Source organism: Flexilinea flocculi (assembly GCF_001192795.1).
Taxonomy (GTDB): domain Bacteria; phylum Chloroflexota; class Anaerolineae; order Anaerolineales; family Anaerolineaceae; genus Flexilinea; species Flexilinea flocculi.
Window position 1 is genome coordinate 709947 of sequence record NZ_DF968181.1, and the last position, 14346, is coordinate 724292.

The 14346-nt window shown below is 39.6% G+C and carries 11 protein-coding genes; 7 read left to right on the forward strand and 4 right to left on the reverse strand.

Annotation, left to right across the window (positions count from 1 at the left end; translation table 11 throughout):
- Window position 1: 1 nt before the first annotated feature.
- Entirely contained in the window at window positions 2-856 is an 855-nt protein-coding gene (prmC, locus tag ATC1_RS07995) for a peptide chain release factor N(5)-glutamine methyltransferase (protein ID WP_062280099.1), read from the reverse strand.
- An 8-nt stretch (window positions 857-864) separates the two neighbouring features.
- Complete coding sequence (gene prfA / locus ATC1_RS08000; RefSeq protein ID WP_062280102.1) at window positions 865-1923, reverse strand: peptide chain release factor 1; 1059 nt, start codon at window positions 1921-1923, stop codon at window positions 865-867.
- 451 nt (window positions 1924-2374) lie between these two features.
- Between prfA and ATC1_RS08010 the strand changes: the two genes are divergently transcribed.
- The gene (locus ATC1_RS08010; RefSeq protein WP_062280108.1) at window positions 2375-3109 is read left to right on the forward strand and encodes an SIMPL domain-containing protein; all 735 of its coding nucleotides are present in this window, start codon (window positions 2375-2377) and stop codon (window positions 3107-3109) included.
- 145 nt (window positions 3110-3254) lie between these two features.
- Here the strand turns inward: ATC1_RS08010 and ATC1_RS08015 are convergent, their stop codons facing one another.
- Both ATC1_RS08015 and ATC1_RS08020 read right to left on the reverse strand, forming a co-directional pair.
- On the reverse strand, window positions 3255-4043 hold the full coding sequence (locus ATC1_RS08015) for an MvaI/BcnI family restriction endonuclease (RefSeq protein WP_172667737.1): 789 nt from the start codon (window positions 4041-4043) through the stop codon (window positions 3255-3257).
- A gap of 268 nt (window positions 4044-4311) precedes the next feature.
- Window positions 4312-5274 (reverse strand): DNA methyltransferase, encoded by a 963-nt coding sequence (locus ATC1_RS08020; protein WP_062280114.1) that lies wholly within the window; start codon window positions 5272-5274, stop codon window positions 4312-4314.
- A gap of 300 nt (window positions 5275-5574) precedes the next feature.
- Here ATC1_RS08020 and lspA point away from each other — a divergent pair, with 300 nt between their 5' ends.
- The 6 genes from lspA to ATC1_RS08055 all read left to right on the forward strand — a co-directional run bounded on the left by lspA (window position 5575) and on the right by ATC1_RS08055 (window position 14088).
- Window positions 5575-6207, forward strand: a complete 633-nt coding sequence (gene lspA / locus ATC1_RS08025; RefSeq protein ID WP_201777261.1) for a signal peptidase II — start codon at window positions 5575-5577, stop codon at window positions 6205-6207.
- The gene (locus ATC1_RS08030; protein WP_082174711.1) at window positions 6204-7163 is read left to right on the forward strand and encodes an RluA family pseudouridine synthase; all 960 of its coding nucleotides are present in this window, start codon (window positions 6204-6206) and stop codon (window positions 7161-7163) included. The genes lspA and ATC1_RS08030 overlap by 4 nt, the downstream gene beginning before the upstream one ends.
- A gap of 292 nt (window positions 7164-7455) precedes the next feature.
- Window positions 7456-10116 (forward strand): cation-translocating P-type ATPase, encoded by a 2661-nt coding sequence (locus tag ATC1_RS08035; RefSeq protein WP_062280120.1) that lies wholly within the window; start codon window positions 7456-7458, stop codon window positions 10114-10116.
- A gap of 511 nt (window positions 10117-10627) precedes the next feature.
- Window positions 10628-11374, forward strand: a complete 747-nt coding sequence (locus ATC1_RS08045) for a hypothetical protein (protein WP_152024267.1) — start codon at window positions 10628-10630, stop codon at window positions 11372-11374.
- A gap of 239 nt (window positions 11375-11613) precedes the next feature.
- A complete protein-coding gene (locus tag ATC1_RS08050) occupies window positions 11614-12153 on the forward strand; it encodes a GNAT family N-acetyltransferase (RefSeq protein WP_062280129.1) in 540 nt (179 codons plus the stop codon).
- A 6-nt stretch (window positions 12154-12159) separates the two neighbouring features.
- On the forward strand, window positions 12160-14088 hold the full coding sequence (locus ATC1_RS08055; protein ID WP_062280132.1) for a hypothetical protein: 1929 nt from the start codon (window positions 12160-12162) through the stop codon (window positions 14086-14088).
- Window positions 14089-14346: the final 258 nt, after the last annotated feature.

The window sequence follows — 14346 nt, forward strand, 5'->3', positions numbered from 1 at the left end:
ATTACTCCTGTGTTTCAATCGAAAGAATTCTTGGCATGCCTGAATAATCATCTTCCACTTCAATTTTTGCACTTGGGAAAAAGGCTTTTGCTGTTTTGAGTGCAAGATTTTTTTGTGAGTATTCAATTTCACATAATATCATTGCTTTCGGAAGCAGTTTGTTTTGTATGTCATTGAATAATTTTCGATATTGTTCAAATCCATCGCTGCCCCCATCCAGTGCAAGGATTGGTTCAGTTTTTGCAACGTCCAATTCTTTGCAGCGCTGTGTCGGAATATAGGGCAAATTCGCGCAAACCAGACCAAAAAATCCTCCCAATGGGCTGGACAGATCTCCCTGGACAAGAAGATTCTGTTTTTCAAATCCCATTCGAGAAGAATTCTTTTTGGCAATCAGCAGTGCATGATAGGATAGATCTACGGAAGTAAAATATATTTCCCGATTCTGCATCGATTTCAGAATCGATAACGCTATGCAGCCGGATCCCGTGCCGATGTCTGCCGCGTTCGTTATATCTGAATTCTCTCCTAACCAGCGGATCGCTTTTTCAACAAGCATCTCGGTTTCCGGCCGGGGGATTAGCACATCTGCTGTGACGATGAAGGAATTTCCAAAAAAGCCCCATTCTCCAAGGATATAAGGAAGCGGCTCATGCTTTATGAGCCGCTCTGTCATTTCAAGAATGTTTTGTTTTTCGGGTTCAGTAAGTTTTTTGTCTGGATGTGACAGAAGGAGAGGTCTGTGAAGTCCGGTTGCTTTTTCAAGGATTTCCTGAGCATCCAACGATGGCGTATCACTGATATCCTTGGATAGCAGCGCTTGCCGGATATACTCCAACGCTTCGCCAATTGTCATTTTTTGATCTATTCCTGATTTGATACCGATAACCGTTCCGTCTCATCTTTGAGTATTAATTCATCAATAAAAAGATCCAAATCTCCATTCATTACTCCGGAAAGATTAAAGGAAGAAACATTGATTCGATGATCTGTGACACGCGATTGGGGATAATTATACGTTCGAATTTTTTCAGAACGGTCGCCGGTTCCAACCATCGAACGGCGCGTTGCATCCAGCTCATCCTGACGTTTTTGCTGTTCCATATCATACAGTCTTGCGCGCAGGATACTCATCGCCCGGGTTTTATTTTGGAGCTGTGATCTTTCATCCTGACAGGTAATGACCATCCCGGTAGGATTGTGAATTAATCGGACTGCAGTGGAGTTCTTTTGAACGTTCTGCCCGCCGGCGCCGGCAGATTTGAATACTTCTATCTTAATATCCGATTCCGGAATCTGAATGTCCAAATCTTCCACTTCTGCCAGGACAGCTACGGTTACAGCGGATGTATGTATCCTTCCCTGGGATTCAGTGATCGGAACACGCTGTACTCGGTGAGTACCGGATTCAAATTTGAGTCGTGAATAGGCTCCTTTGCCTTTCACCATGAAGGTGATTTCTTTATATCCGCCGACTCCAATTTCATTTGCGGAAAGAATTTCCAGATGCCAGTGGCGGGCTTCCGCATAATGGCTGTACATTCTGAAAAGATCAGAAGCAAAAATGGCTGCCTCGTCGCCACCTGTTCCTGCACGAATTTCGATGATGACATTTTTTGAGTCGCGTGGATCTTTTGGAATCAGAAGATTGCGGATTTCTTTTTCGAGTTCTGTGACTCTGGGAATCAATTCTTCCAATTCTGCAGCAGCAAGCTCTGACATTTCCGGATCTTTTTCAAGTTCCCTTGCTTCGTCAATCCTTTCCAAAGTCAGTTTGTAGAGCCGGCCTTTTTCCACGATTTCCTCAATCTCTGCTCTTTCTTTCATTAACTCCGCTGTTTTTTGAAAGTCATCCGTGTTTTGTTCAATTAAATGATTAATCTCCTCATAACGTGATTCGATCGCGTCTATTTTTTCAAGCATGATTCCTCTTCGTCAATCGGGATCTGATTTTCCCGGATAGTGATTTTTTTTATCATCAGGTCGAAATTTGGAAAACCCTTTTAAGAAAGGATAGAAATTCTGTTGTTGTGTCGTTTTGCGCAGAACGTAAAAATGACACAATACCAAATCATCTTTCCATATTTCGAAAGGTTGTTTTTCTACCGGATTTCCGGCAAAAGCAATTATAACAGGTGAATAAAGATCAATAAAAAACTTCTTAAGCAATTCGAAATATCATCATGTTATTTGAACCAATCGGGAAAAACAACACAACAGCAGCTTATCCTTCCTAAAGTTCAAATTGTTATTTCAGATACCTGGAAAAAATCCCAATAGGGTCTGATTTAAAAAATCTGCCTTCGATTGAAACAAAAGTGTTTCATTATCGTATTAATCAATAGAATCGATTACAAAAAGAAATGGAGAACTTATGAAATTGCAGACAATGAATTATTCTCGGACCATTTTACTGGTTGTTTTTGTATTGACAATGTTCCTTGGATTCAACACGGCGGTATCTGCAGACGGCGTCCAGCTGATTCAGGTTACAGGAAGAGGTGTCATGTCTCTGCCTCCGGATATTGTAAAAATATCCATCGGGATAAATACTGAAAAAGAGAATATCCAGGAAGCTATTAACGAAAATACATCGAGAGTTGAATCGGTGAAATCAGCTTTGTTATCCATTGGTATCGCTGAAACCGATATTAAAACCGTTTCATACTCTTTATACAGCTCGTTGAAGTATTACCGGGATAATACTGCCGGACCGGACGAATATATTTATACTGTCTATTATTCCTTCGAAATCACACTCAGGGATGCCTCAAAACTAAATACTGTTTTGGATGCCTGTGTCAATAACGGTGCAAATAATGTCACCGGAATCACTTATGATTCTACAGGACGGGAAGCGGCTTACGATGAAGCTCGTAATCTGGCCATTGATGACGCTACATCCAAAGCCCAGAAAATCGCTGAGAAACTTGGCGTGAAGATCCGCAACGTTGATTCCATAAAAGTCAGCGATAATTCATCCGGTTTTGATTATTCAGCGATGATGGGAATGGGCGGTGGAGGAGATGGAGCCGTCTCTCCTTCCATTGAACCAGGTCTGGTTAATGTCAATGTTGATGTGGAAATGTCCTTTGCTTACAGTCTGTAAAAAGGAACAAAACTGATGCTGTTGTTTGAATAGCATTAGAATTGTGGATTCAATTGGGTTTCGGCGTTTATCATGTTTTCAAACGCCGAAACCTTATTATTAATTCGTCCTTTTCAGCAACAATACAGACCAGAATGGCATTAGTTTAAATCTCTTCTATTGCTTTGTAAAGCCGAGGCAATTCATTCTGTTTTAGCCGAAATTTGGTCCCGTGATTATGCCCTGTTCTTGCATCAAAATCCACATACAAACATCCATCTTCAATACTATCTAACCATCCATCGATTGAAAATTTCGTTAATTTTAAAATCCGATTGTAATGAAAAAATTCTATTCCATCACTATTTTTTCTTACATCCGCAAGGACATAGAAAGTGTTTAATAATTTCGTTCCAGCCTTATGGTAAATGTCATCGAATCCCCAATAAGGTTGTGGATTAAGTTCATCTAATCCGACCTTGTTAGAAACTGAATCTAACCAATCGGCTTGCCTCGGGTCAACGGCTTTTGCGTCAAAAGAAATCGTTATCTTCCTATCTTTTCTATCGATAACAACTTTAAAACCTCTATCGCTACGTATTGCACCTGAAATTGTCTGACGGAAACTCATTTCCGTTAACGGATATCGTTTGCCAGCTTTATCATGTTTCCATCCATACTTTAGAAGCAAGATTGATGGGACAATTCTAAGCGCCGTTGGAGATGGTTCACAATGGAATAGGGTTGTAAGACTGGTAGTATTTGACCGTTGACATTTAAGTTCCCATTCAGAAGCGTTCGGTATTGGCAGGTTATTTTCTTCTATTCCGAGTAAATCTTCGAGAGTATTTCCCACGCCCCCGACATTCCCCTGCCTTGCATTTTTAACCCATCCCATATCCCGAATTTCTCGAAGTCGTGCGATTAGTTGCTCTTTAGTATAAATCTTTGGCATTACAACCTCTTTAATTAATCCTCAAATGGATCAGGTAGAAGTACCTTCGCTGTTTATTAGAATGGCGATATATCAAAAATTATCTGAATATTCCTTAGAAGAGAATAATTCTGACTTTTTTAATAAGCGAATTCGCTTCATAACTTACTGGCCTTGCTTGAATACTTGTTACTTCGATGCACAAAATTGCATTAAAAGAATGTAACAATTTTTCAAATGTTTCATTCAAAATGAAATATTTTTTTTACTACATTCGTATTTATTTCATTTACAATAAGGTTGTAGACTCGATCGTGCTTGTGTCTTCTTCAGACTGGACATCTTTCGGAGGTCTCCAAAAATCAAGTAAATATTCGTAAGTAACCCCCATCGTTATATAATTTGAAGGCCATCCAAAAATACCTATCTGATTTACAATATTGGTCCTATCCCAAATAATGATATTCCTTAATTCATATCCACGTTTTCGTAATTCTTCTATTAATGAAACATGAATAGTTATTCTTGTATTTTCCCACCACATATCTGGAACATTTATTACGCAATGAGCTTTCGGTTGTAGTAAGGGCAACAATTTCTCAAAAATATCCCCCATAGCAACGGTATAATCCTCTAATGACATTGTTCCAAGGTCGCGCTCATCTTGCGAGTATTGTTCAATTTTTCCAAGTTGCCCGTTATCTCTATTTCTTCTTGATTTATTTTTCCTTGATCTATTTAAAAGGTTTGCGTAAGGCGGTGATGTCCAAATTAGGGATAATGACTCAGGTGAAATCCATGAGGAAATATTTTGTGCATCATCTTGAATTGCCAATTGCCATGTATTTGTAAATAGTCCGGCATTATTGTCTAATCTTTCACTACAAATTTGGAGATATTTTTCTTGTAAATCAAATCCAACGGCATTCCTGTTTAAATCTTGAGCAGCTATAAGTGTTGTCCCGCTGCCAACAAACGGATCAAGGATAAGTTCTCCCTGGTGAGAAAACAATTCAATTACTCTTTTCGATAGTGAGATAGGGAAAGTTGCGGGGTGTATTTCCTTGTTTCTTATATCCCGTTTTTCGTAAGTAAATTGCCAAACACCTAATTGAGATTTAATCCACTCTTTTGCAGTCATACAATTCAGTTTGTTGGGAGTGCAATCACAAGTTTTCTCATAACTGATTTCTAAAGGTTTCTTAATGTCTTTATCTGATTGATAAATAATGCGTGGAAGTATTTGTTCCATAATTCTCCTCTAAGAAATTATAACTTATGGTTTGTTAATATTCTCCAGTAATTCGAATTTTTGAAAAAACTTCTGAGAAAAGAGCGAAAATTAGATATTGTGCTATTCCGCTCCTCGCAAATTAACACAATATCAATTAATCCTTATCTTATTTCCAATCGCTTTGTATGATCAGCTGTCGTATAATTTACCTTTGTTATAATGAATTTCAAAATTTATGTCGATGATGATCAACGAACGGTTTTTATGACGATAATAAAAAACCGAAAAGGTTTGGATGAGAATCAGAGGAGGAAACCTTTGAGTAAAAAAATTAAGGCTTATCTGGAAATGTTTGCGATTTCAGGTATCATAGTCGTTTTAGACCAATTTACTAAGTATCTTGTTCGGACAAATCTCCAATTAAGAGAAACCTGGATGCCATGGGAGTGGCTTGAACCTTATGCCAGAATTATCCATTGGAAAAACACAGGCGTTGCTTTCGGTTTATTTCAAGGGCGCGGCTGGTTGTTTACACTCATTGGACTGATGGTTGTATTTGTGATTCTCGTCTTTTTTCGGAAAACGATTGACAGCAATTTTTACTGGAGACTTGCAATCGCGGCTCAGTTGGGTGGTGCGATCGGTAATTTGATCGACCGAATCAATCCCAATGTCGGTTATGTAGTTGATTTTATATGGATCGGTAATTTCCCTGTCTTTAATTTTGCGGATATGGGGATTGTAATTGGTGCGATCATTTTAATTATCGGTACGTGGACGGCAGATGAGGAAGCAAAAAGGACGCTGCAGGACCACACAGCCGGGAACCCATCGGGAAATGATCCTTCCAGAGCAGAAAATATTGCGATCAATGATGAAATCACGGAAGACCAGTTTCAAAATAACTCCGAAGATTTGAAAATTCCTGAACTACCGGATTTTAAATCATGACAAAAGAGACTGAAGATTTCAAAGATTTGACCGGTATCCGGAAAACAATCAAAACACAAGATATCGATCAGATTCGGTTAGATCTGTTCCTTGTGCAGAAACTGCCCGATTATTCTCGTTCGCGAATTCAGCAGTTTATCCAGGAAAAACGTGTGATGATTGACGGTATTCCTGCTGTAAAAAGCGGACAAATCATTTCTTCTAACCAGACTATTCAAGTACTGTTCCCTGAAGATAAAGAAGTCGCATTAATCCCGGAATCGATTCCACTGGATATCATCTATGAAGATGATCGGACAATCATTATTAATAAACCGGCTGGAATGGTCGTTCATCCATCGATCGGACATGAGGCAGGCACATTGGTTCATGCTGTGCTTGCACATTGTGATGATCTGAAGAGTTTTGGCGGGGAAATTCGTCCTGGAGTGGTGCATCGATTAGATCGGGATACATCCGGGATCATTGTGATGGCAAAAGACGAAAAAGCGCACATTTATCTGCAAAAACAATTTAAAGATCGTCAGACAATCAAGCGCTATTTAGCCTTGGTTGATGGGAAACCGCCGACTCCGACTGGCAGAATTGATGCCCCGATAGGGCGCGATCCGATTCACCGTCAAAAAATGGCAGTCCTTCCAAATGGAAAAAGTCGCGATGCCGTTACAGAGTATTTCACAAAAGAGAGCTATTTAAAACATACATTAATTGAAGCACATCCGCTAACCGGTCGAACGCATCAAATTCGCGTTCATGCTGCATTTATCAAATGCCCGATCGTCGGGGATGTTTTATATGGATATCATAAAAGTTCACTCGAAATAAACCGCCATTTTCTCCATGCGTATCAATTGACAATTACGCTGCCCGGGAAAAAAGAACCTCAAACATTTGAAGCTCCGTTGCCGCAGGAATTGGCAGATCTGCTATTGACATTACCGAAAAGAGTGATCTGAATCAGATCTTTGGTTGTCAACAGTAATTTGAATTGCTCAAAAATCGCTGTTTCATCTTGGAATTTTCGTGATAAGATATTAAATGTTGGAATGAAATCCAGCTACAATTGAATTAAGGTTGCGTTTGAGACAACTTCATGGGGGAGTAATTCACGTATGGTTTCCCATACGGGACTGAATCGTCAGCACGGCTTATTACGCCCGGTTCCTCTTAAAGAATAAGACTCATGAACCTGTTATGGGTTCTTTGAGTCTCTTTTTTTATATCAAAACGCTCTATAAAGAGGTAAAAATGAAATATTATACTCAGGATATTGATAGTGTTTTTTCAGAGGTAGAAAGTCAATGGAGCGGGCTGAGTCAGGCCGAGGCTGAAAAACGACTTGCTGCAAACGGTAAAAATAAGCTGATTGAAGCCGAAAAACCGTCTTTATTGAGCCGTTTTTTTGATCAGCTAAAAGATCCAATGATTATCATGCTGATCGTAGCTGCCATTATTTCCGGTGTCATGGCGGCTTTGGAGGATGAATCTTTTGCTGATGTCTTCATCATCATGATCGTCGTCATCATCAATTCTGTGCTTGGCGTCTATCAGGAAAATAAAGCTGAACAGGCGATTGAAGCGCTGCAGAAAATGACTGCCGCCACTTCCAAAGTGATGCGGGATGGAAAACAAAAAGTTGTCAACAGCGAAGATCTTGTGGTTGGGGATGTGATCAATCTGGAAGCAGGTGATGCCGTCCCTGCAGATGGACGCATATTATTTAGCGCAAGCATGAAGATTGAAGAGTCTTCTTTAACCGGAGAATCAGTTCCGGTTAATAAATTCATTGATATTTTAAATCTGGAGAATGGTGATGATGTCCCATTAGGCGACCGCAAGAATATGTGCTATATGGGAAGTACTGTTGTATATGGACACGGTTTGGCTGTAATCACTCATACTGGCATGAAAACCGAGATGGGAAAAATTGCTACGGCGATCAGTGAAGCAGAAGCGGAAATAACACCTCTGCAAAAGAAATTGAGCGAATTAAGCAATATTCTGACAAAACTTGTTATCGGTATCTGCGTTTTCATATTCGGTTTTACATTAATCCGAACAGGTAATTTTTCAGGTGCAGCAGTACTTAATACATTTATGATTGCTGTCAGCCTTGCTGTTGCAGCCATTCCGGAAGGGCTGGTTGCTGTTGTCACAATTGTTCTTTCCATCGGTGTCACCAACATGTCTCATCGACAGGCTGTTATTCGAAAACTTTCCGCTGTCGAAACGCTGGGTTCTGCGCAAGTCATTTGTTCGGATAAGACAGGTACCTTAACCCAGAACAAAATGACCGTCGTGGATTCTTACGGCGACGATATCCATCTATTGGCTCAAGCGATGGCTCTATGCAGTGACGCGGAATTGCCAACGAACGAAAAAAGTGAAATCATTGGTGATGCTATTGGTGAGCCTACCGAATGTGCTCTGGTAAATTATGCGAGATCACTTTCATTGAATAAAAACGAGTTGAAAGAAAAATTTCCAAGAGTGGGAGAAGCTCCGTTTGATTCGATGCGTAAGATGATGTCGACAGTACACGATAGCGAAGAACGCAAGTTTGTACAATATACGAAAGGCGCTCCGGATGAAGTTATTAAAAAATGTACAAAAGTCCTTCGCAATGGGGAAGTGATACCGCTGACCGATACGATCCGACAGGAAATTTTCCTGGCGAATAAAGAAATGGCAGAACAGGCATTGCGTGTCCTTGCTGCGGCAATGAAACCCCTCGAGAGCCTTCCAGAAACTTTTGAAGCTGCGGATATGGAAAATGATCTGATTTTCCTCGGATTAACCGGTATGATTGATCCAATCCGTCCTGAGGTGATCCCTGCAATTATCGAATGTCGGGATGCAGGTATTACACCAGTTATGATAACCGGTGATCACAAAGATACAGCCGTCGCGATTGCGAAGCAGCTCGGCATTATCAAAGATGCCTCAGAAGCGGTTACCGGCAGTCAATTGAACGATATCAGTGATGAGCAATTCCTTAAAGATATCGAAAAAATCAGTGTCTATGCCCGTGTTCAACCAGAACATAAAGTCCGAATTGTGAAGACCTGGAAAAAGAAGGGCATGGTCACAGCGATGACCGGTGATGGAGTAAATGATGCACCTTCCATCAAGAGCGCTGATATTGGTGTTGGAATGGGCATTACGGGTACCGATGTTACGAAAAACGTTGCTGATATGGTTCTGGCAGATGATAATTTCGCGACGATTGTCTCTGCTGTTGAAGAAGGGCGGAGGATTTATGACAATATCATTAAAGTCATCCAATTTTTGTTGTCCTCAAATGCTTCTGAGGTGCTCTCTGTCTTCTTTGCATCTTTAATGGGATTCCAAATTCTAAAACCGGTTTACATGTTATGGATCAATTTGATTACTGACAGTTTCCCTGCGTTGGCGCTCGGTATTGAACGGGCTGAAGGAGATTTAATGAAGCGCAAACCAAGGGATCCGAATGCAGGAATCTTTTCGGATGGTGTAGGCTTTGGTGTTGCGTATCAAGGTGTTCTGGTGACTATCATAACGTTAGCAGCCTACTTTATCGGACATTTCATGGAAAGCGGCAGATGGGAAATTACGCAGAGTGCGGATGGGATGACAATGGCATTTTTGTCAATGTCAATGGCGGAGATTTTCCATGCTTTCAATATGCGATCAAGGCATAATTCAATTTTTGCCATGAAATATCACAATAAATACCTGTATGCAGCGATGATCTTGTCATTAATCTTAACCTCTACCGTCATATTTATTCCGGCATTAGCAAAAGCATTTGAATTCGAACCGATTTCTTTCAATGAATATATTGTTGCCATGGCTCTTGCTTTCTCTATGATTCCTGCTGTTGAATTAATCAAATTGATCCAGAGGAAAACGCGTAAACAAAAAATATAATTCTTCGTTCGAATCATTTTAGCTGTAAAGGATGAGCATTATGCTCATCCTTTTTAATTAGCCAGCATAGAATTTGCGACGATTGATAGTTTCTCTCATGGAAGTATCTTTTTATTGATTCGAATTTCCAGTCTTTTTTTTCAAATTACTGATTTTGACTTACTTTTTCGTGAGGGGCAGAGGATATCTTGTATAATCATACATGGAGGGGATGAGTGCAGATTCTGCTGATAATTCAAAATATGGGAGAGATTAATTGTTGTTTTGGTGATTTTCCGTTCTGCCGAAAACATCAAAACAATGAAATTTCTCTTTTTTTTTTTCGAAAAAACTTTCCGATTTTCGAGTCGCTAAGATTCTGCCGTTTTACGTTTCTGTTTAAAATTGTTATACGATAAAATAGAAACTCTTATCGTTATCACCGAAAAACATTTTCAGGACTTACAAATTTGAGAAATGTATTGGTTTTAATCATAAATAATTCCTTCATATCTATTCAAGGTTAGTGAATATGGAATCCCTATTAAATTTCATGGCAACCTATCAGAAATGGATCTACTCAATTCTGATTATTACAGGGATTCTTTATTTAAAAAGGCTCATCAGTGCCTGGAGAGAATGGCGAGCTACGATATTCGGCTTAGAGCGGGACGCTGCACAATCAAAGTTGAATTCTTCTCTGGTGATGGTGTTTCTGATATTGCTCCTGCTGGCTGCGGAATTTATCACACTGACTTTTATAGTTTCCGAATGGCCGCAGGTAAAAATTTCTTCTGAAACGGTTCCGACTGTTGGCCCGGATATGGGAATTCTCTCACCTGCTTCGTCCGATATGCAAATTAATTCTAAAGTGGAGATTGCTGCACAAGGTGAGAATGGGTTATCTGGAGAAAATCAATCATTACTAACGCCAACGCCATTTTTCGGAAATCAGACATTTTCAGGATGCATTCCAGGACAAATCGAGTGGATTGCGCCGAAGTCGGGTGAAGAAATATCGGGATTGTATGAGCTAAAGGCAACTGTCAATTATCAGGATATGGGTTTCTATAAGTACCAGTATTCGCTGCTTAATGACCAGAAGAGCTGGACTGCGATTTCAGCTGGAAATCTCCCCGTTTTAGAAGGACAGTTGGGCGTCCTGGCAACAACAGAAATTGCAAATGGTGATTATGTCCTCCGTTTAATTATCGTTGATAAGAACAATGTCGAAAGTTCACCCTGTGACGTAGCTGTACGTATTATGAACAAAGAATAAAGTTTCTTTACGCGACATCAGAAACCATCAATTGGAAAAATACAGTTGACTGCTTGAATAAAGAGCGATAATCATTCAGATTTTTTTATATCACTTAGACAGATATCAGCAATTCGAAATGAAGTTTAACTTTTCGAATAAAAAATCAGAAAACCAAAGGATTCTATTCATATTTCGAATTGCAGGTCGGAAATCAAAAGAGCGTTTTTTGATACAATAACAATCAAGGGAAAAAACCTATGGCAGAAATTGAGTTACGCATCGCAAATATGTCTGATTGTCCTTTGCTTACGAAAATTGATCTGGATTTTGACAGCGAATTTGTTTGGACATCGCAGATTATGGATGAACTTGATTCTTATTCGATTAATTTGCAGAAAATCAAACTACCAAAGACAATTCATGTTCCATTTCAGGCGAACAACATTTCCGCACTTGAAAATATGATAAAGCGAAAAGAAGTATTAATTGCCCGCTTTGAGAATCAGATTGTTGGTTTTTCCAGAATCGAAACTGATGAAACCGAAAATCAGTTCATCATTAAAACGGGTGGTGTGAAACCGGAATATCGAAAAAAAGGGATCGGAACTGCAATTTTAACCGGAGTTCAGGAAATGGCTCAACAGAATCACATCTCCAGACTTGTTTTTACGCTTCAAGCCAAAAACGATCCGGCCATTCATTTTCTGATGAATAGAGGTTTCAAATTTTGCGGATATCAGGAATTCTATTTCTCAAATTTTGAAATAGCGCTTTTTTATGCAAAGAATATTCGATAAAACAAAATGGAAAACACAATCAAGTGGATCATAACATTCTTACAGACATTAAATGAAATTCTTACGGCAACTGTTGCCATAACGACATTTTCTTTATTTCTATTTATTCTTTTTTTCATAAGAAAGGAAAAATTGGCAAGAATTTTCGCACCCTTGCTATTTTTTCTGACAGTGATTTATTCAGCGGACGCTTTGGAAAATACCACAATCCTGTTGAGTTATCAGCTTTATTGGCAAAAAATTCACTGGACCGGGTTCGTTTTTTTGCCTGCAATCTTTTTCCATTTCTCTGAAGTCTTGCTCACAATGACTGGTTTCTCCCAGCAAAAATTGAGAAAGATTCTTATCGTTTTTATTTATTGCTGCTCGCTCTTTTTCCTGATTGAGCTTTGGACTGATCGATTATTTTCCGGAATGAGGGAAATTGAAACCATCGGTTCCACCATGATTCCTGCTGAAACTGCTGGCTGGTTCTGGATATTCTTTGGTATTTTGTTAGTTTCCTCGTTTTTGAATTATTTAAATACTTATTCTCGAACCCGGACACGAACCAGCCGCCGAAGGATGACCTATCTCATTTTCAGCTCAATCGGTGTCTTATTAGGCACCTTTCCGTTATTAATTTTTGGATCAGGATTTGTCTCTCAGCATCCTTTATTTTTTTGGATTATCAGCAATTTAGCAAATTTTGTAATACTGATTATGGTGCTGCTGCTGGGATATTCGGTTACTACTTTTTGTGTATCTTGGTCCTATCGCGTGGTGCGATTGCGCCTCTTTGAATGGATGCTGCGCGGACCGGCAACAGCGAGCGCCACGTTGGGGATACTAACATTAATCAAACGCAGCTCAGGAGTCCTTGGTATCAATATTGATGGTTTGATCTCATTGTTAACGGTTGTCTCCATCGTTATGTTGGAATTTCTGATCACCTTGATCCTGCCTCTGATGGAACGAAACAGCATTTCTGGTTATGGCAATGAAGATTATTCTCTGGTAAGCGGATTGGAAAACATGGTTGTATTTAAACCTGAGCTGAATACTTATCTGGAATCTTTGATCAGTGCTGTCACCGATAAATTTCAGGCAAAAGGTGCATTTATTGCTGTGATCGATCCGATGGGAAAAATTGACGATTATATCCAGGTCGGAGAAGCCGATTGGGAAAATATTGCCGAAATACCTGCTCGTATATTCGAAGAAAAGCAGACAGGTGAAGAACTTATTTTGGACGATTCCGGCGTGATTTGTCCAATTATTTCCAAAGAAAATTCTAATGATGCTTCTGTTTTGCTTGCAATCCTTGGAATCAGCGGTACTGCTGCGGAAGAATTGGACGATGATAATCGGAACGCATTGCAGCTTGCGATTGAAAAAGCGAGGGTTATACTGTGGCAGCGCTGGTATCTCATCAGCGCATTGAGCGTTCTTCGCAGTGTGAATGAAAGTGATCAAATCGGTTTATTTCGGGATGTCAGCCCATTGAATCAGACAGAGATGTTAAAATCGCGCTCCAAACTGGACCTTACTTATGTCAGCGGCTGGGTACGAGATGCGCTGACACATTACTGGGGAGGGCCACGGTTGTCTGAAAATCCTTTAATGGATTTGGAAATTGTTCGAAATGAACTTAACCATGAAGCAGACAGCCCAACCAACGCCTTGCGATCGGTGTTGAAAGCGGCAATCGAGCGAATTCGCCCTGCCGGCGAACGGAATATCAGTGGAGAATGGATTTTATACAATATTTTGGAGCTCAAATTTATTGAAGGCAAGAAAGTAAAAGAAGTTGCTCAGAAACTGGCTATTTCAGAAGCAGATTTATATCGGAAACAAAAAGTTGCCATTGAAGAAATTGCAAAAACGCTCATTCGTATGGAGGATGAATCCTCTCATGGAACAATCGAAAAAAGTCCTGACAACAGTAAAGAATAAAATCAGCAATTCGAAAAGAATTTCGAAATTTCTAATTGGTACACAATGGGATAGAGAACAGTTATTCGATGGATGGAAAATTTTCAAAATGGTTGCATTATTCTTATAAGCAGCATAAAAACAACGCAACAAAATATTTTCTCGATTGCTTTGATTGTTGAATCAATCCTTTAACAATTCGTAATATGGAGAGGAATTCTTTGTCAAAAGAACAAGTGTTTCCCAATTGATTCAAATAGCAAGTCACTATTTCGAATT